Source organism: Pseudomonas allokribbensis (genome assembly GCF_014863605.1).
Lineage (GTDB): Bacteria > Pseudomonadota > Gammaproteobacteria > Pseudomonadales > Pseudomonadaceae > Aquipseudomonas > Aquipseudomonas allokribbensis.
This window is the reverse complement of record NZ_CP062252.1, coordinates 3,183,073-3,202,582: the sequence shown is the minus strand read 5'-3', so window position 1 is coordinate 3,202,582 and position 19,510 is coordinate 3,183,073. Positions and strand designations below refer to the sequence as shown.

Below are 19,510 nucleotides of genomic sequence, written 5' to 3'. Positions count from 1 at the left end.
GGTCAGACGCCTCCCGCAAGAAATTCGGAACCGCCCTCTCGGCAAAGGGTCAAGTAAACAGGCAGCCCGTAAAGGCGTACCCCCGCCCGCTGTCTCGTTTCCCCTAGTCATGAGAGGGCATTTTTTGTCTACATCGAACGAGTTGATCAGCGCAAAAGCCGCCACAGGCATCGAAGGGCTGGACGACATTCTGGCCGGTGGTTTGTCTCGCGGTCATGTGTTCCTGCTGGAGGGCGAGCCCGGTACCGGTAAAACCACGGTGGCGTTGCATTTTCTTCTGGCCGGCGCCCGGGCCGGCGAGCGCTCGCTGTACATCACGCTGTCCGAAACCGAGCGCGAACTGCGCCAGGGTGCGCTCTCCCACGGCTGGGACCTGAACGAAAACATCGAGATTTTCGAGCTGACACCGCCGGAAAGCCTGCTCAACGCCGAGCATCAGCAGAGCCTGCTGTATTCCTCTGATCTTGAGCTGGGCGAAGCCACCAAACAGATTTTCGAAGTGGTCGAGCGCTTCAAACCGACCCGCGTGGTGCTCGACAGCCTGTCGGAGATCCGCCTGCTGGCGCAAAGCTCCCTGCGTTATCGCCGCCAGATCCTGGCGATCAAGCACTACTTCGTGCGATATGACGCGACGGTATTGTTGCTGGACGACCTGACGACAGAGTCCCTCGACAAAACCGTGCACAGCGTGGCCCATGGTGTCATCCGCCTCGAAGAGTTGACCCCCAATTACGGCGCCGAACGCCGACGTGTGCGGGTGATCAAGTACCGCGGCCAGAAATATCGCGGCGGTTTTCACGACTTCACCATCATGGGCGATGGCGTGCATGTCTTTCCGCGTCTGGTGGCGGCCGAACATCGGGGCGATTACCCGCGTCTGCAATTGACCAGTGGCATCCACGAAATGGACGCGCTGCTGGGCGGCGGGATCGAAACCGGCTCCAGCACGTTGATTCTCGGCCCGGCCGGTACCGGCAAATCGCTGATTTCGATGATCTTCGCTGCCGCTGCGGTCACGCGTGGCGAGAAAGCGGCACTGTTCATTTTCGATGAAGAACTGGGGCTGCTGTTCGAGCGCATGAAGAACATCGGCATCGACCTCAAGGCCCTGCAAGCCACCGGCAATCTGCTGATCGAGCAAGTCGACGCCGCCGAACTGTCCCCCGGCGAGTTCTCTCACCGGGTACGCCGCTGCGTTGATGAAGCCGACATCAAGACCGTAGTGATCGACAGCATCAACGGCTATCAGGCCGCGATGCCGGAAGAAAACGCGCTGGTCCTGCATATGCACGAACTGCTGCTGTACCTGAACCGCAAGGGCGCCGCGACCTTCATGACCGTCGCCCAGCACGGTCTGGTCGGCGACATGCAGGCGCCGGTGGACATCACGTATCTGGCCGACACCGTCATCCTGTTGCGCTACTTCGAAGCCCTCGGCAAGGTGCGCCGGGCGATTTCGATCATCAAGAAACGCACCGGCAGCCACGAATCGACCATCCGTGAATACCGTATTTCCGCCCAGGGCATGACCATCGGCGAACCGCTGGAAGCCTTCCAGGGTGTGCTGCGCGGTGTGCCCACGTACCTCGGTGCGAGCAATCCGCTGCTCAAGGAAGACAACTTGTGACCGTCACCGTCCCGCTGTCCGAACGGGCGCTGATCCTGGCGCCCCTGGGTCGCGACAGCCAGATCGCGCTGATGATCCTCAACGAGGCCGGTTACGGTGGTCTCATCACGTCCGGCCTGGGGCATCTGTGCGCCGAACTGGAACCCGGCGCCGGTCTGCTGCTGATCGCTGCCGAAGCCCTGAATGGCCCGGACCTGGAAGGCCTGCTGGCCTACCTGAAGCAACAACCGGCGTGGTCGGACCTGCCGATCGTCCTGCTCACCCATCACGGCGGGTCCGAACAAGGCCCCTCCTCGCGACTCAGTGAATTGCTGGGCAACGTGACATTCCTTGAACGCCCTTTCCATCCGGCGACCTTGATCAGTCTGGTCACGACTGCCCTGCGCGGGCGACGACGACAGTACGAGGCCCGCGACCGTCTGATCGACCTGAGCGAAAGCGAGCGACGCCTGCAATCAACCCTCGAAACCCTTGAGCAACAAGTCGAGGAACGCACGGCGCAACTACGGCACAACGAAGAAGCGCTGCGCCAGTCGCAGAAGATGGAAGCGGTCGGCCAGCTCACCGGCGGTATCGCTCACGACTTCAACAATATGCTGACCGGGATCATCGGCAGCCTCGAACTACTGCGCCGGCGTCTTGCCCGTGGGCGGACAGATGACCTCGACAGCCTGATCGATCTGGGCGTGACGTCAGCCAACCGCGCGGCCGGCCTGACTCACCGTTTGCTGGCGTTTTCCCGGCGCCAGTCGCTCGACTCCAAAGCCGTGCAGATGAATGATCTGGTGCAGTCGATGGGCGAATTGCTGCAACGCAGCCTGAACGAAAGCATCCAGCTGGATATGCGTCTGCATGAACAATTGTGGGTGGCCGAGGCCGACCCCAATCAACTGGAAAGCGCCCTGCTCAACCTGGTGATCAACGCTCGGGATGCGATGCCCGACGGCGGCAATCTGGTGGTCGAGACGGGTAATCAGGTGCTGGATCGCGACTACACCGCGACCTATAGCAATCTTGAGCCCGGTGATTACGTCGTCTTGAGCGTGACCGACAATGGTTGCGGCATGCCGGAAAGTGTCATCAATCGCGCATTCGACCCGTTTTTCACCACCAAGCCGATCGGCCAGGGCACAGGGCTGGGCCTGTCGATGATCTACGGTTTCAGCAAGCAATCCGGTGGACATGTGTCGATCGACAGCAAGATCGATCAAGGCACCACGGTCAAACTTTATCTGCCGCGTTTCCAGGGCGAGTCACTGCCTCACGCGCCAGCAGACACGGAGCAGGCGCCGAACGCCGTGGAAGGCGAAACCGTCTTGATCGTCGAAGACGACCCGGCCGTGCGCGTGCTGGTCAGCGCGGTATTGAGTGAATTGGGTTACGGGTTTGTCGAAGCCGGCGATGCTGACGGCGCCATGCCGATTCTGGATTCGGAGCAACGTATCGATCTGCTGATCAGCGACGTCGGCCTGCCGGGCATGAACGGACGGCAACTGGCGGAAATCGGCCGGCAATACCGGCCAGAGCTGAAAGTCCTGTTCATCACCGGTTATGCCGAGCACGCCGCGGTACGCGGCGGGTTTCTCGACCCGGGCATGCAGATGATCACCAAGCCGTTCACCTTCGATCTGTTGACGGCGAAGGTGCGGGAGATGATCAAGAGCTGAGGCGGTTGACGCCTCAGGCCAGCAGTTCCTGAATTTTCTCCTGCAACACATCCAGGTCGAACGGTTTTTCCAGGATCGGCGCCCGGCGCGTGATCGGGCTGCCGGTCTCGCGGATTTCCTGCGGATAGCCGCTGATGAAGATCACTTTCAGATCCGGGCGCAATTTGACGGCGGGTTCGGCGATCTGCACGCCGGAGATCCCGCCCGGCAAGCGGAAATCGGTAATCAACATGTCCAGATGCGGCTTGCTCGCCAGAATCTCGAACGCCTGCTCGCCGTTTTCGGCCTGCAACACGCGATAGCCCTGGCCTGACAAATAATCGGTCAGGACCATCAGGATCACCGGTTCGTCCTCGACGACGAGTACTACATCTTGTGCATCTACGCTCATGGGAAGCCTTTGTTCGGTCAATAGCTGCTGATACGACCGTGTGGTCACTCAGAGGTTGCGTTTGTTTCGCCGTTTTCCTGGAGCGGCAGACAAACGCGAAACAGGGCGCCTTCGTTGATCTTGCTCTCGACGACGATGGAACCGCCATGGGCGGCGACGATCTGCTCGGAAATGAACAGACCCAGCCCGAGGCCGGCCACCACCGTCTTGGCGGAAACCCGTTCGAACTGTTGAAAAATGCGTTTCTGATTCTCCTCGCTGATACCGATGCCCTGGTCCGCGACTTCGACCCGAGCCTCATTGCCTTCGCGATAAACCCGCACCTGCACCGGGCTCTTGCCGCCATAACGCAAGGCGTTGGTCAGCAGGTTCGACACCACTTGCTCGATGCGGAACTCGTCCCACTGCCCTTGCACCGGTTCGGCGGCGGTGAAGCTGACTTCGGTCTCGGCCGCTTCGATCTGCTGGGCGAAATTTTGCAGCAGGTTGCCGACCAGTTGCGCCAGATCGAAACGGCTCGGTCGGATCGACAGCTTGCCGGTGCGGATCCGCGACACGTCGAGCATGTCCTCGATCAGGCGGATCAGGCTTTTGATCTGGCGCTCGTCGCGGTCGACCATCGCGTGCATCTTGTCGAGGGTGAACGCGGCGGCATTGTCCCGGGCCAGGTGCATCTTGCGCAGCTGGGTTTCGAGGATAAGGCCGTTGAGCGGCGTGCGCACTTCGTGGGCGACGATCGACATGAAATCGTCACGCATGCGCACCGCCTGCTCCAGTTCGCCCTGGGTGCTCTGCAATTGCTGAAGCAGCGCTTCCTGTTCGCGGCGGCTCTGTTCGAGGGCTTCGACCTGTTGCTTCATCGCCTTGCTCTGGCGGTACAGGTCGACGAATACGTTGACCTTGCTCTTCACCGCGTGGATATCCAGCGGCTTGTGCAGGAAGTCCACTGCTCCGCTTTCATAACCCTTGAACGCGTAATTCAGTTCACGGCCGGCAGCGCTGACGAAGATGATCGGGATGTTCTTGGTTTTCTCGGTGCCGCGCATCAGCTCGGCCAGTTCAAAGCCATTCATGCCGGGCATCTGCACATCGAGAATGGCCATGGCGAATTCGTGTTGCAACAGCAGCGACAGCGCTTCGTCCGCGGACAGCGCTTTGTAGACGGTGCGGTCTTCGCGTTTGATCAGCGCTTCGAGAGCCAGCAGGTTCTCGGGCAGATCGTCGACGATCAGCAGTTTTGCCTGGATATTACTCAGCATGCGATTCGTTCCAGCTCGACAAGCAGACGGCCGATGCCGCGTATGGGAAGTATGTGATCCGGTTGATGAATCTTCAGGGCGGCCTCGGGCATGGTTGCCACCAGAGCGTCGTCCGGATCCTGAACGATGGTCAGCCCGCCATGGCGTTTGACCTGCGCCAGGCCCCGTGCACCATCGTGGTTGGCCCCGGTCAGCAGCACGGCAGCCAGTGCGGGGCCGTAGACATCGGCTGCGGACTCAAACAGGAAATCGATCGAAGGCCGCGAATGATGCAAGCGGTCTTCCAGGCTCAACGACAGGCTGCGGTCCTGCTCCACCGACAGGTGATAGCCCGGTGTGGCGAAATACACGGTGCCGGGCTGAATGTCCTGTTTATCGATGGCTTCGGCGACCGGTAACGCCACTCGCCGGGCAAACACATCGGCGAGCTGGCTGCGCCGCTCTTCCGGCAGGTGCAGGACGATGATGATCGGCAACCCGAACCCTGACCGCAGCGAACCGAGCATCGTCAGCAAGGCCTCGACGCCACCGGCGGAAGCCCCGACCACAATCGCCTCGACCCGAGGCAAATCCGCTGCACTGTTCATGATTTGCGGTAGATCCGTTCTTGTTTCACCAAGGGCTCGAACTGATTGGAATAGCCGGAAAAATCCAGCGTTTCCTTGCTGCCCAACACCAGGAAGCCTCGGTGGCACAACGACTCATGGAACAATCCGAATGCTCGATCCTGAAGTTTTTTATTGAAGTAAATCAACACGTTACGACATGAAATTAATTGAGTTTCAGAGAATACGCTGTCCGTCGCCAGGCTGTGGTCGGCGAAGGTCACGTTCTCGCACAGGCTCTTGTCGAAAATCGCGTAGCCATACGCAGCAGTGTAGTAGTCGGCGAACGAGCGCTGGCCGCCGGCCTGCTGATAGTTGGCGGTGTAGGCGCGCACGTTTTCCATCGAAAAGATCCCCTGCTTGGCCTTGTCCAGCGAGCGCGGGTTGATGTCGGTGGCGTAGATGATCGTGCGGTCGAGCAGACCTTCTTCGCGCAGCAGAATCGCCATCGAATAGACCTCCTCACCGGTGCTGCACCCGGCGATCCAGATCTTGATCGACGGGTAGGTCTTGAGCAGCGGCACCACCTCCTGACGGATCGCCAGGAAGTGCGACGGATCGCGAAACATCTCGCTGACCGGAATCGTCAGCAATTGCAGCAATTGCATGAACGCTGTCGGGTCGTGCAGGACCTTCTCCTGCAACGCCGAAATCGTCGCGCATTCGAACTGGCTCAACGCATGTTGCACCCGGCGCTTGATCGACGCGCCGGAGTAGTCACGAAAGTCATAGCTGTACTTGAGGTAGATCGCCTCGATCAGCAAGCGCAATTCGATTTCGCTGTTTCGTTCTGCTGAGTAACTACGTTCCACTAAATGCGTTCCATCTTCGGCAACCACACGCGAATCAGCGAGAACAGGCGATCCAGGTCGATGGGCTTGGCCAGGTAATCATTGGCGCCCGCCTGCAGGCAGCGCTCCTGATCGTCCTTCATGGCCTTGGCCGTCACCGCGATGATCGGCAGCTTGCGCCAGCGCGGATCCTTGCGGATTTCCATGGTGGCTTCAAAACCATCCATTTCCGGCATCATCACGTCCATCAGCACCAGGTCGATGTCCTCGACTTCATTCAATTTTTCAATCGCTTCACGACCGTTACGGCCGATCACCACGACTGCACCCTTGGTTTCCAGCGCGCTGGTCAGGGCGAAGATGTTGCGTACATCGTCGTCCACCAGCAGCACTTTGCGACCCTCGAAGACCTTGTCGCGGCTGCGCGCGGTCTTGAGCATCTTCTGCCGTTCATGGGACAACTGCGATTCGACTTTGTGCAGAAAGAGTGTGACCTCATCCAGCAGACGTTCCGGCGAGCGCGCGCCCTTGATGATGATCGAACGCGAATACTTGCGCAGATCGGCCTCTTCATCGCGGGTCAGGTTGCGTCCGGTGTAGACGATGACCGGCGGGAACGAGCAGATATCCTCGGTGGACATGCGCTTGAGCAGATCGTTGCCAAGCATGTCCGGCAGCTTCAGGTCGATGACCATGCAATCGAAGATCGTCGTGCGCAGCAGCTCCAGCGCGTCCTGTGCCAGGCCGACGGCGGTGATTTCAATGTCGTCATCACCGATCAGGCGGGCGATGCTTTCGCGTTGCAGATCGTCGTCCTCGACCAGCAGCACGCGTTTGACCTTCTGGGTCAGCTTGGCTTCAAGGCGCGCGAACACGTCCTTGAGCTCTTCGCGGGTGGTCGGTTTGACCGCGTAACCGATAGCGCCCATGTGCATGGCCGCTTCGACGCGGTCTTCCACGGAAATCACGTGCACCGGGATGTGCCGGGTTTCGGCGTGTTCTTTCAGGCGTTGCAGAACGGTCAGGCCCGAGTGATCCGGGAGGCGCATGTCCAGCAGGATTGCGTCCGGCACGAACTCTTTCGCCAGGTCATAACCTTCATCCGCGCCGTGAGCAACCAGGCACTGATAGCCCAGTTCGTGGGCCAGGTCGTAGAGGATGTGGGCAAAATTCGGCTCGTCTTCCACCACCAGAATGCAGCGGGTATCGAACGGTGCCTTGTTGCGGTCGTCGTTGAAACGCGGGATGTCGACGGACGCCAGCGGCGACACCGCGACGGCAGGTGTAATGACCGGTGCGGATGCTGGCGGACTGAAGGTCAGCGGTGCAACCGGCGTATCGCCCGGTTCGCTGTATTGCTGCGGTAACACCAGCGTAAAGGCACTGCCCTGCCCTGGCGCGCTGCTGACGCTGATCGAACCGCCCAGCAAGGTCGCCAGATCCCGGGAGATCGACAGGCCCAACCCGGTGCCGCCGTATTTGCGGTTGGTGGTGCCGTCGGCCTGGCGGAAGGCTTCGAAAATGCTTTCCTGCTGGTCCTGGGCAATCCCGATCCCCGAGTCGCGCACGATAAAGGCAATGCGATCGTCCGGTTGTCCGGCGATGGTCAGGCTGACCGTGCCGTGTTCGGTGAATTTCACGGCGTTGGACAGCAGGTTCTTGATGACCTGCTCCAGACGCTGGCGATCGGTGAACAGCGTGATCGGTGCGTCCGGCTGCAACTCGACGCTGAACGCCAGTTTCTTGTCTGCCGCCAGTGGTTCGAATACACCGCGCAAGCCTTCGGCCAGGCGCGCGACGCTGGTGTTTTCCGGGACCACTTCGAGTTTGCCGGCTTCAACCTTGGAAATGTCGAGAATGTCGTTGATCAGGTTGAGCAGATCGTTGCCGGCGGAATAGATCGACTCGGCAAACTTCACTTGCTCGGCGCTGAGGTTGTCCTGCGGGTTTTCCGCCAGCAGCTTGGCCAGGATCAGCGAACTGTTCAGCGGCGTGCGCAGTTCGTGGGACATGTTGGCGAGGAATTCGGATTTGTATTTGCTCGAACGCTGCAACTCTTCGGCGCGCTCTTCCAGTTGCACCTGAGCCTGATTGAGCTCGGTGTTCTTCTGGTCCATGGCATCGCGTTGCTCGGCCAGGGTCTGGGCCTGTTCGGCCAGTTGCTCGTTGGTCTGCTCCAGCTCGACTTGCTGGGTTTCCAGATGCGCCTGAGACTCCTTGAGAATCCGCGACTGTTCTTCCAGTTCTTCGTTGGCGGTTTTCAGTTCTTCCTGCTGCACCTGCAACTCTTCGTTGAGCTGCTGGGTTTCGGCCAGCACTTCCTGTAGACGCTGGCGGTAACGCGCCGCTTCGATGGATGTGCCGATGTTGCCGGCAATCCGTTCCAGAAGCGCCACATCACGCTCGGTGAGCGGACGCAGGAAGCCGAGTTCGATCACGCCGTTGACCCGGTCGTCATCGCTGGTCGGTACCACCAGCACGCTGTGTGGCAGGCCTTCGCCCAATCCGGAGCTGACCTTGAAGTAGTCGGCCGGCACCGAATCGAGACGAATCAGCCGCGCCTGCTGCGCGACCTGGCCGACAATGCCTTCACCGCTGTAGATCGATTGTTCCTGCTCTTCCTGCTCGCGGGAGAAACCATAGCTAGCCACGCGTTTGAGCCCGCCATGCTCTTCGCGTACATACAACGCAGCCACGGCAGTGCCAAGGTACTGGGCACAGAATTGCAGAATGTTGCGGCCCAGCAGATTGAGCGTCAGTTGCCCCAGGACTTGTTCGGCCAGTTCGGTCTGGCCCGTGCGCAGCCAGGCCTGCTGCTCCAGGCGCTCTGCGCTGGCCTTTTGCGCAGCCAGGTTGGCGCCATAACTACTGGAAAGGCTGAGCAGATCGCGACGACCGATATAAGCCAGCAAACCGCTGATACCGGCGATGAACAGCAGGTACAGGCTGATGCTCCAGATGGTGGTGCGGCGCACATCTTCGTTGCGCGTGGTGCGCAGCGTCTGCTCGGTATCGATCACGTCCTCGAATTGCTTGCGGATCTCGTCAGTGAGGCGTTTGCCGCGCCCGGCCTTGACCGCGGCCTTGTAGTCGCCGCTGGCGCGCTGCAGGTCGATCATCGATTGCGCGTAGGTCGCCCACTCGGTTTGCAAGGCTTGCAGGCGGCGCAGCCGGTCGGTCTGCACCGGGTTGTCGGCGGTCAGTTCAAGCAAGGTGTTGAGCGCTACGGAGATACGCGGCTTCGCCGTTTCATACGGGTCGAGAAAGTGTTCGTCGCCACTGAGCAGGAAACCGCGCATGCCGGTTTCCAGGTCGACGGTGAGTTTCACCGCTTCATTGGCGTTATTGATCACCCGGTCGGTGTGTTCCACCCACTGGATCACCGACAACAGATAGGTGATCAGGCAAACGAAGAACACCGCGCTGATTGCGCCCACACCCAAAGGCAGGCTGACGTTGCGACTCAGTAGTTTGCGAAACCGTTGCTCATCAACCGAAGACGGAGAGGACATGTGGCAGCCTTGTCGAACTGTTGAAAACCAGGGAGTTTGCCCCAAAACGGCGGCATGGATCCATTTTTCTCACAGTGTTAGCACTGTTTTCCCACATTTGCCTGCGCCGAATCGCAGGCCAGCAGTTATCCTTGCACACCCGTATACGCCTATTCTTTTTTGTATCCATTCGGGAACTTGTGGCTATGCGCCACTTACTCATGCAAGAGCCCGGCAATTTTGATCGACCGGCGCCACCCTCCCCATTCTTGAGAGCCGCCACTATGTCCAGCACTGCGTCCACCATCCTTGTAGTAGAAGACGATGCCATCGTGCGCATGCTGATCGTCGACGTACTGGAGGAGTTGGAGTTCAAGGTTCTGGAAGCGGACGGCAGCGAGCAGGCGCTGGAGATTATCAAGGATGTGAATCAACACATCGACCTGATGATGACCGATGTCGGCTTGCCGATCATGGATGGCCGTCAATTGGCTACTGAAGCGCGCAACTTGCGCCCTGCGCTCCCCATTCTGTTTGCCAGCGGTTATGCCGAGACCATTGAAGTGCCGGCGGACATGCATGTGATCGGCAAACCGTTTTCCATTGATCAATTGCGTGACAAGGTCAAATCAGTTCTTGGTCAATCCTGAGACCGAAACTTCCATCCGAGAAAAATCCAACGGGCAGGTCTTCAATCTGCCCTGACCAACTTTGAAACCAACTACAACTATCCACTCGCGGCAGAACACACTTACTCTGGCGCCGCCCCGTAGTTGTGAGCTTGTTGCATTTCCAACTTTCACACACAGGGAGGTCCACTACCGTACAAACAATTCAAGGATAAATTGTTCATGCAACTTGCACAGAACGGAAGCCTGCTGGGTGTTGATAATGTTGTGTTTGATTCCAGGTATTTCGCCGAACGCCAAAAACTTGATCAGGCAGAGAAAGCCAGCATCGCTTTAACACTCTCAGCTATTGCGGAAAACTGTGCACACGGTGAATCCGTTGACTTGCACTACACCACTGTGTCACGCCTGTCGGACACCACGTTTGACAGCGCTGTCGAATATGCCCGCATCGCCTTGTCGAAGATGCTGGAGACCGAAGACTTTCTATTTCTCGCAGAGAAACATTCTCTGCCTGTCGGTACTGTCGTGTGCATCGACGAACAGGCCAGACTCAGGGTATGGGTCAATGATTCCTGGGTTGAAATCACCCACGACGCCGTGATCACCTCCGAACTGCGAGAGGACATCCTCACGCTTGGTGAGTGTGCGTTACAAACCGGTGGTTATGTGTTTTGCGCCGAGGTGTTTGGCCTCAAGCAATGGCTGAACTTTCATCAATACACACTGCCCTCCACCGTTGCCGAAGTACGCGATCTGATTGCCTGGCTGGAATTTCAACTGCCGGACAGCCCGGTGACCGGGGATTATCACGAATTGCTGATGGCGCCTGCCGAATCAGCCTTCCACCTTTCGGCCGTCGAACGTCAAACGATCAAGCAGATCGCGAAGGAGACAACACAGAGCCGGGGCAGTCTGCTGCAACATATCGCCACGCCGGACTACAAGTCGCTCCCGGACAGCCTGAGACGCGAGCGTGCAGCCATTTATCTGGATCATTTACTGCAGACACCCGAGGCCGTTGCGCTGGGCATCCGTCTGCATGATCGCCTCGGATGGCATCTGGACGCAGACCATCAAGAAGTGGCCTCGCGGCAGATCAAATGCATGGTGGCTACGGCGCTGATTCTTGATCTCGGATTTGAAGTCGAACGGCATGCGAAAGTCATTGCCGGTTTTCAGTTGTATCACCCGAGCAATGCATCCAAAACAGCGCCGCAGGTGGTTGAAGGGTTTGAATGGCAATTGACCCGCGAATTGCAACTGGACCCGCTCTACGCTCCGTTGGCTGCTCACCTGCTGCTGGCCTGCGCCGCACCACAGTTACTGGTTCAACAAACACCCGCCGAGTTGACCATCGGCAAGCCAGGTTGGGTGATCATGTCTCAGGCTGTCGCACTGATCGAGCTTGCGGCACCCGGGGCATCGCGCTTGATGACCTACGACCGGATCAAGGCGTTTTCGGAATTGGCGCCCGTCAGTGCAGCTCAGCGCACGCTGCACGAGTTGACGACCATCGCACCCATCATCCAATGGGCAATGCTCAACGGTGTCCTGCCTGATATCACCGGCAACGACGATGACCTGAACGCTTTTACCACCGCTGCCAGCCGTTTCAGCCAATATGTGGAAGCGTTGAATGACGTCGAAACGGGTATTGCGATTGTGCCGCCTGATCGGCGGGAGTTGGCGTTGCAAGAGCTGAAACGCGTTATGCCTGAGGGTGATTATCTTGAAGAAAAAGTATTCAAGGCCAAATTCGATCCTGCATTGGGTGAGCGCAATTTTCTTGAGTGGTTGATTCTTTATCATCCGGTCAGTTTCGGTAATGTAACGGGCGAAAATTCCAAGATAGAGAGACTGCGCGCTTCGGTTCTCGACCTTTACATGTCGGGTGATCTGATCGTAAACGGCAAACTTACTGACAAGTTCATGACCACGAAAAAACTCAACTCGCCCCCTGGCGCTTTTTCACGACTCAGTGAACTGAAACCGATTGATTCGATATTCAACAAGGCTTTTGAGCAATACCACCAGACACTCAATAAGTCCCAGGCGGCCATCCTGAAAATGGCAGTCTCCCACTTGCCAGAGCGTGACAGGACAATGATCGCCAATGGCTTGATTAACTTATATACCGTTCGAAAATCGGTAAATCCTCTTAATCCATTTGAGGAAACCCAACGCCAGCGCAATGCTGCCAAGGGCCGTTACGGCATTATCCTGGGATGCCAGCAAGGCAAGGTTTTTCGCTGTTACGAGCTGTTTTCGCTCAGGGGACTCTGTCGCGAACGACCGGAGTTGGCCGATATGTTGCGATCCAGCAGTGTGGTGTTCGAAGAGCCATCACTGTCCTATTTGGGTGCCGATACGGACTTTCAACCCAAAAAACCTGAGCGGCAATGGCCTCTCGACGTTGATGCCTATTTGAATGGCAGCGAACCGAAACGAGGGCTGACGTCCAGTGTAATCGTGGAAAAGCTCTGGAATTTCGCCTTGGCTTCAGATGAAGTCCAGCCGGTCCCACTGTTCTTTTCCCGAGCGCTGGAAGCGCTGGCTGAGGGCGTATTGGGCAATCACCCGGTAGCCAGCCGCGAAGAACTCTACTCGGCGTTGTACGCGCAGACCGAGTTGCAAAAAATACGCGCCGATAACGAAACAGTGAATGACGCCATCATCAATGTGATCGTGCCCTTCAAAAAATGCATTGAGGACATCCGCTCCGGCGATGCGCATCGAGTATCCGAAGGCATCGGCGGCTGCATTCTTGATGGCCTGGCATTACTGGGGCTGATGGTCGGTTTCGGCGCCACGGTTGCCGGCATAATCGGCAAGACAACTTCAACGACTGCCAAGGCTTTAAGTATTGCGAAGGCCGGAGCCCATTTTTCGGTGTCGCTCTTCAATCCGCTCGATGGCTTGCCGACACTGGCCGTGCAAGGTGGACGACTGGCTAAAAAGGGCGTCCTGCTTCTGAGCAAACACGGGCTCAACGCCGTTGAAACCGCCACCGGCCAGCTACGCAAACTGACGGGTAGCGCTCAGTCCTATGACTTGGTCAAGGCTGCGCAAAAGTCCGATTTGTTTCAGGGCACCAGGAAAGCGGCGGATAATCTGGGGGAACCGGTCAGCCTGCTGGCACTCCAGCGCAACAGTGATTGGTATGCGTTGAACCTGAGGGTCGGCGGCGCATGGGGGCCGAAGTTGAAAAATCTGAAGGTATCCCGCTTGGCGCCGCTTCGACGGCTTTTCGGTCGCGCCAAGCCCTTCAGTTACACTCAGGGCTATATAAAAAAAGCGCTGCCGGCTGCCAAATCTAAACTCGATAATGCGACGTTGATGCTACTGGATACCGACAGTGCTGACGTGCGAGCCGTCCTCAAGCATGTTTTCGGCAATGATTCCGATGATGTTCTCAAACATGTGAAGTCAAACTTGCACAAAATGCGAAACGACCTGGACTTCGTCACGCTCGCCAACATGTCTTTCAGAAAAGGCTCAGAGGCTAACGCTGCGTTGCGCCCGGTGGTTTACAAGCGCTGGAAGACCAGCGTCCTCGATGGTTCGTATCTGAAAAACACACCTGAGCGTTTTCTGGTGATCTACCCCGAAGGGCTGGACGATTATTACCGCATGGCGAAATACGATGACGGTCGAATCGGTGATGTACTGATTCATGAAATGGCGCACGGCGCGCCGGATTCGCTGGATCTGTACTACGGGCAAATGAAACACGCCGGGGCTGGGCCTGCGGATATGGACGTGGCCGGGTTACTGGATTTCGCCAAGGACGCCCACAAGGCGCCCCCTAAAAACCTGTCCAATCCGCATTTCAAGGCTACCTATGATGAGGGATTCGAGCTGTTGGGGCTCATTGAGAATACTTTGCCGGCACTGGTGAAAAAACATCCGGCATTGATCAACGCCGACTCCTACTCTCTGGCAGTTTCCATGCTCGATCAGGTACGCACTCACCGGGAAGCGTTCTTGCTCAATCTCGCCCGGATTCAGAACGGGGTGAAGAAAACCACCCAACTCGGTTTCATCGATGGTTCGGTTCGGCTCAAACTCGCCAGGGCATCGATCTGAGAAAAAGCGGATCGGCGGACGCGCGCATTGTGTTCTAATTCGCGCGCCTTTTTTCCGTCTCTTCGTCCCAGGAATCGTTTCTCATGAGTCAGCCCGCAACCAAAGTCCTCGTCATTGGTTACGTCTGGCCGGAACCCCGCTCCTCCGCTGCGAGCGGGCACGTGATGCAGATTCTCGAGACCTTCCTGCAACAAGGCTGGCAAATCACCTTTGCCAGCCCTGCCGGCACCGGTGAGCACCGCGCCGACCTGACTGCATTGGGCATCCGCGAAGTCCCGATCGAGCTGAACAACAGCAGCTTCGACACCTTCATCAGCGAACTCGCCCCGGATATCGTGCTGTTCGACCAGTTCATGATCGAAGAGCAGTTCGGCTGGCGAGTGGAAAAGCACTGCCCTGATGCCTTGCGCGTTCTGGAAACTTCGGATCTGCAAAGCCTGCGGCATGCCCGTCACCAACGTTTGAAGGATCGCCTCAAGCACAGCGATGACACCAACGATTTCGATCAGTTGTTTGCCTCGGCGCTGGCCGAAGAGTTCGACCTGATGGCCGACACCGACCTGGCCAAGCGCGAGATCGCCGCGCTCTACCGCTGCGATCTGAACCTGATGATTTCGCAGGTGGAAATCGAGTTGCTGGTGCAGCAGTTCAAGCTGCCACCCGAGTTGCTGCACTGGTGTCCGTTGATGGTCGAACCGCCCAGCGCACCGGCGAAACCTTTCGAGGAGCGCGCACACTTCCTCAGTATTGGCAATTTCCGTCACGCGCCAAACTGGGACGCGGTTATATGGATGAAGTCGAGCGTCTGGCCACTGATCCGTGAACAACTGCCCAAAGCACAATTGCACATCTACGGCGCCTACACGCCGCCCAAGGCTGCAGCCTTGCACAATGCCGCACAGGGTTTTCACATCATGAACTGGGCCGAGGATGCGTTGCAGGTCATGTCCGATGCGCGCATCTGCCTGGCGCCCCTGCGTTTTGGCGCCGGCATCAAAGGCAAGCTGATCGATGCCATGCTTTGCGGCACGCCGAGTGTCACCACGCCGATTGGCGCTGAAGGCATGCATACCGACCAACCCTGGCCGGGCGCTGTCTGCCGTACGGCGCAGGATCTGGCCAATGCCGCGGTCGAGATTTATCGCGACGAGGTGCGTTGGCAAGCGGCCCAATCCCAGGGGCACGCGCTACTCCAGGAGGTTTATCAGCAGGCCATACATGGGCCGGCGCTGATCAACAAGCTGCTGGACTGTCGCGCAAACATTGCCCAACTAAGACGCAACAACTTCACCGGTAGCATGTTGCGACATCACTCGCACAAGAGCACGCAATACATGGCGCAGTGGATTGAAGCAAAGAACGCAAACAAACAATAAAGTCCGGAAATCTATAAACACAACAATCAACAACCTGTATCAATCGATAGATAGTCATCTGAAAATTCAAACACTATAAACATCCTGCCGGCGCCACCCTCGTTATTAAAGAGTGGCGCCACAATCAACTTATGCAGGATGCATATATGACCGACATCATTAACTACGCCACCCATGACTGGATGGCGGCGACACCGTCCATTGATTCACTTTCGATATCCGAACTGACCCTGCCGGGAACCCACAACGCCGGCAGCGACTGGCGCGCCAGTTATCCAGTGTTCGGCCCACCCCGTCATTGGCTGGCTTGCCAGCATGACTCGTTTCACGCCCAACTTCACCATGGCGCACGGGTGCTGGACATTCGCCTGGCCTACGAACCAAAGGCCGAAGGCGTCGGCAGATTCCGTGCTCACCATGGCGGACACCGCAACTCCCGAACCCTGGGCAGTTTGATCACCGACGTAGAAAATTTTCTGAAGCAAAACCCGGACGAGTTCATTGTTCTGGACTTCCACAGTCTCGACGGTAACGACTTCGATTATGACTACTTCAATAAAATGATGATTCACCTGCTCGGACATCGTTTGATCCCGAGCAGAAACCTGAGCGCCGGCCTTGGGCAACTCAAACATATCAGCAAAGAGCAACGTGTATTCGCGGCCGCTCGGTCACACTGGCAACTAGATCGCCATGTGTTCATCGATTACATCAACCATGAATGGTCGGGCAGCGATCTGACCGGCTCGGCGGAGTTGAAACAGTTCATCGGCAATGTCCTGAAATCCCCACCTGGCGCGTGGAAACCCTGGTCGTTGTCCGCCACCTGTTACACCGCACTGGGCGGCCCGGTTGATATTCATAAGGAACTGAACGAGTGGTTCGATCCAGACAACAGTGATTGGGCAATGAAGTGCAACGTCATCAACGTCGACTTCATCGAAGAGAGCAACATCGTGTCGTTCTGCCGTGCCGTGAATCAAACCAAGGCCCACCAGCGCCCTGTTGATCGCCTGCTGGCGTAACGGGCGCGCAAAGAGGCATGATCGCCGGGCGATAACAAAAAAAGCGCCCGACCATGACCCGAACCGCCCGCGTCACCGACCCCTCTTATGAATTGATGGATGACCACAACGGGTTGTCCATCATCTATCGCCAGCACGGCTTCCCCTGCCCGCTGGTGCGCTGGCATTTCCACAAGGAATACGAACTGCACCTGATCGTGGCCAGTTCGGGCAAGGTATTCATCGGCGACTACATCGGCAACTTCTACCCGCAGACGCTGTTCCTCACCGGCCCCAACCTGCCGCACAACTGGATCAGCCAGGTGGCCGAAGACGAAGTGGTCGAGAAGCGTGACATGCTGGTCAACTTCACCGATGAACTGTTTGAAAGCGGCCATCAGGTGTTCGCCGAGCTGAAGACTCTGGCGCCACTGCTGGAACGCGCGCAGTACGGCATCGAATTCCGCTCACCGCAGACGATTCGTCAGGCCATGAGCCTGATGCAACGCATCGCCGATTCAAGCGGCATCACCCGTCTCGGGCACTTTTTCATCCTGATGGAATTGCTGGCGGCCTCCGACGACTACCAATTGCTGTCTGGAGCAACCACGCCGCAACTGGCCGACGAACACAACATCGACCGCACCAACCGCGCGGTCGATTACATCTTCGCCCACTACGCCCGTGAACTGCCGCTGGAGGAAGTCGCCGAGCACCTGGGCATGAAACCGACCTATTTCAGCCGCGTGTTCAAGCAGGCCACGGGGCGCAACTTCATCGAGTTCGTCAATCGCCTGCGCATCAGCAAATCCTGCGAACTGCTGGCGGACGGTGACAAACCGGTGACCGAGGTGTGTTTCGAGTCGGGCTTCAACAACATCTCCAATTTCAATCGGCGCTTTCAGCAGCTCAAAGGCATGACGCCCTCGCATTATCGGCGGCTGGTGGTGCAGCGTCTGACCGAGCAAAACCACGGCTGACGCCCGAAAACCTGTACGGTTTCATTGCCCTCGCTGTCCTGAAACGCCCTTCCCTGTGTTTGTCGCCTCAATCGAGAGTGCAAAAAAGTATCGATTCAAGTGCTAGGGATGATTTGTCAGCCCTGCGATTGAAGGCTGTAATCAGTGCACATTCTTCCTGCAGCCGGAAGACACAAAAACAATAACTGTCCTTCTGTCCCCCACCGGGTGCAGAAAAGGAGTGCACGATGCAACCCACTGCAAAAGCTCTGCTTGCCCTCACCTGCATGACCCTCAGCAGCGTCAGCCTTGGCGCCCAGACCCTGACCATCGCCACCGTCAACAACAGCGACATGATCCGCATGCAAAAGCTCTCGAAAACCTTCGAGACCGAGCATCCGGACATCAAGTTGAACTGGGTGGTGCTGGAAGAAAACGTCCTGCGTCAGCGCCTGACCACCGACATCGCCACCCAGGGCGGTCAGTTCGACGTGTTGACCATCGGCATGTACGAAGCCGCACTCTGGGGTGCAAAAGGTTGGCTGGAACCGATGAAGGATCTGCCGGCCAGCTACGCCCTCGACGATGTGTTCCCGTCGGTGCGTGAAGGCCTGTCGGTCAAGGGTTCGCTGTACGCCTTGCCGTTCTACGCCGAAAGCTCGATCACCTATTACCGCACCGACCTGTTCAAGGACGCCGGCCTGACCATGCCGGAGCGTCCGACCTGGGAGCAGATCGCAGGCTTCGCCGAAAAACTCACCAACAAGGACAAGGAGCAATACGGCATCTGCCTGCGCGGCAAGGCCGGTTGGGGCGAGAACATGGCGCTGATCACCACCGTGGCCAACGCTTACGGCGCACGCTGGTTCGATGAGCAGTGGAAACCCGAATTCAGTGGCCCGGAATGGAAGAACGCGCTGAACTTCTACGTCGACACCATGAAGAAGTCCGGCCCGCCGGGTGCCTCCAGCAACGGTTTCAACGAAAACCTCGCGCTGTTCAACAGCGGCAAATGCGCGATCTGGGTCGATGCCAGCGTCGCCGGCTCGTTCGTCACCGACAAGACCCAAAGCAAGGTCGCCGATCACGTCGGCTTCACCTTTGCGCCGCATCAGGTCACCGATAAAGGATCGGCATGGCTGTACTCTTGGGCGCTGGCGATTCCGACCAGTTCCAAGGCCAAGGACGCCGCCAAAGAATTCAGTGCCTGGGCCACCTCAAAAGAGTACGGCGAACTGGTCGCCAAGACCGACGGCATCGCCAACGTACCGCCGGGCACTCGTGCCTCGACCTACAGCGACGCCTACATGAGCGCCGCACCGTTTGCCAAGGTCACGCTGGAGTCGCTGAAAGCGGCTGACCCGAGCAAACCGACCCTCAAGCCTGTGCCTTACATCGGCATTCAACTGGTGACCATTCCTGAGTTCCAGGGTGTGGGCACCCAGGTCGGCAAGCTGTTCTCGGCGGCACTGATCGGCCAGACCACGGTCGACCAGGCGCTGACCGCCGCCCAGCAAACCACCGAACGCGAGATGAAGCGCGCGGGTTACCCCAAGTAACCACTGCCCTCTTCAATTGAAGGAAGGGAGCTTGCTCCCTCCCCTCAAAGAACTCGCTGTATC

General features: G+C 58.0%; 13 protein-coding genes. 8 read left to right on the top strand and 5 right to left on the bottom strand.

The window, feature by feature from the left end:
* Positions 1 to 124 precede the first annotated feature (124 nt).
* The gene (locus IF199_RS14615; protein ID WP_192560862.1) at positions 125 to 1,627 is read left to right on the top strand and encodes an ATPase domain-containing protein; all 1,503 of its coding nucleotides are present in this window, start codon (positions 125 to 127) and stop codon (positions 1,625 to 1,627) included.
* Entirely contained in the window at positions 1,624 to 3,294 is a 1,671-nt protein-coding gene (locus IF199_RS14610) for an ATP-binding protein (protein WP_192560861.1), read from the top strand. Before IF199_RS14615 ends, IF199_RS14610 begins: the two co-directional genes overlap by 4 nt.
* A gap of 13 nt (positions 3,295 to 3,307) precedes the next feature.
* On the opposite strand, the gene IF199_RS14605 is transcribed toward IF199_RS14610, so the two are convergent.
* Genes IF199_RS14605 through IF199_RS14585 form a run of 5 tightly spaced genes read right to left on the bottom strand, consistent with a single transcriptional unit; the run spans position 3,308 to position 9,852 of the window.
* Positions 3,308 to 3,685, bottom strand: a complete 378-nt coding sequence (locus tag IF199_RS14605; RefSeq protein ID WP_007954537.1) for a response regulator — start codon at positions 3,683 to 3,685, stop codon at positions 3,308 to 3,310.
* Positions 3,686 to 3,729: 44 nt separating this feature from the next.
* Positions 3,730 to 4,944, bottom strand: coding sequence for a hybrid sensor histidine kinase/response regulator (locus IF199_RS14600; RefSeq protein ID WP_102619829.1), 1,215 nt, complete (start codon positions 4,942 to 4,944; stop codon positions 3,730 to 3,732).
* Positions 4,938 to 5,531: a chemotaxis protein CheB gene (locus tag IF199_RS14595; protein ID WP_096820369.1), complete on the bottom strand. Its 594-nt coding sequence runs from the start codon at positions 5,529 to 5,531 to the stop codon at positions 4,938 to 4,940. Before IF199_RS14595 ends, IF199_RS14600 begins: the two co-directional genes overlap by 7 nt.
* Complete coding sequence (locus IF199_RS14590; protein WP_096820368.1) at positions 5,528 to 6,361, bottom strand: CheR family methyltransferase; 834 nt, start codon at positions 6,359 to 6,361, stop codon at positions 5,528 to 5,530. Before IF199_RS14590 ends, IF199_RS14595 begins: the two co-directional genes overlap by 4 nt.
* Positions 6,361 to 9,852 (bottom strand): response regulator, encoded by a 3,492-nt coding sequence (locus IF199_RS14585; RefSeq protein ID WP_192560860.1) that lies wholly within the window; start codon positions 9,850 to 9,852, stop codon positions 6,361 to 6,363. The genes IF199_RS14590 and IF199_RS14585 overlap by 1 nt, the downstream gene beginning before the upstream one ends.
* 263 nt (positions 9,853 to 10,115) lie before the next feature.
* On the opposite strand from IF199_RS14585, the gene IF199_RS14580 reads away from it, so the two are divergent.
* The 6 genes from IF199_RS14580 to IF199_RS14555 all read left to right on the top strand — a co-directional run bounded on the left by IF199_RS14580 (position 10,116) and on the right by IF199_RS14555 (position 19,447).
* On the top strand, positions 10,116 to 10,481 hold the full coding sequence (locus IF199_RS14580; protein WP_192560952.1) for a response regulator: 366 nt from the start codon (positions 10,116 to 10,118) through the stop codon (positions 10,479 to 10,481).
* 201 nt (positions 10,482 to 10,682) lie between these two features.
* Complete coding sequence (locus tag IF199_RS14575; protein WP_192560859.1) at positions 10,683 to 14,549, top strand: hypothetical protein; 3,867 nt, start codon at positions 10,683 to 10,685, stop codon at positions 14,547 to 14,549.
* An 83-nt stretch (positions 14,550 to 14,632) separates the two neighbouring features.
* Positions 14,633 to 15,925, top strand: a complete 1,293-nt coding sequence (locus tag IF199_RS14570) for a glycosyltransferase (RefSeq protein WP_192560858.1) — start codon at positions 14,633 to 14,635, stop codon at positions 15,923 to 15,925.
* 146 nt (positions 15,926 to 16,071) lie between these two features.
* Positions 16,072 to 16,950, top strand: a complete 879-nt coding sequence (locus IF199_RS14565) for a PI-PLC domain-containing protein (RefSeq protein WP_192560857.1) — start codon at positions 16,072 to 16,074, stop codon at positions 16,948 to 16,950.
* Between the two features lie 53 nt (positions 16,951 to 17,003).
* Entirely contained in the window at positions 17,004 to 17,909 is a 906-nt protein-coding gene (locus IF199_RS14560; protein ID WP_192560856.1) for an AraC family transcriptional regulator, read from the top strand.
* Positions 17,910 to 18,136: 227 nt separating this feature from the next.
* A complete protein-coding gene (locus IF199_RS14555) occupies positions 18,137 to 19,447 on the top strand; it encodes an ABC transporter substrate-binding protein (protein ID WP_102619823.1) in 1,311 nt (436 codons plus the stop codon).
* The last annotated feature ends 63 nt before the right edge of the window (positions 19,448 to 19,510 follow it).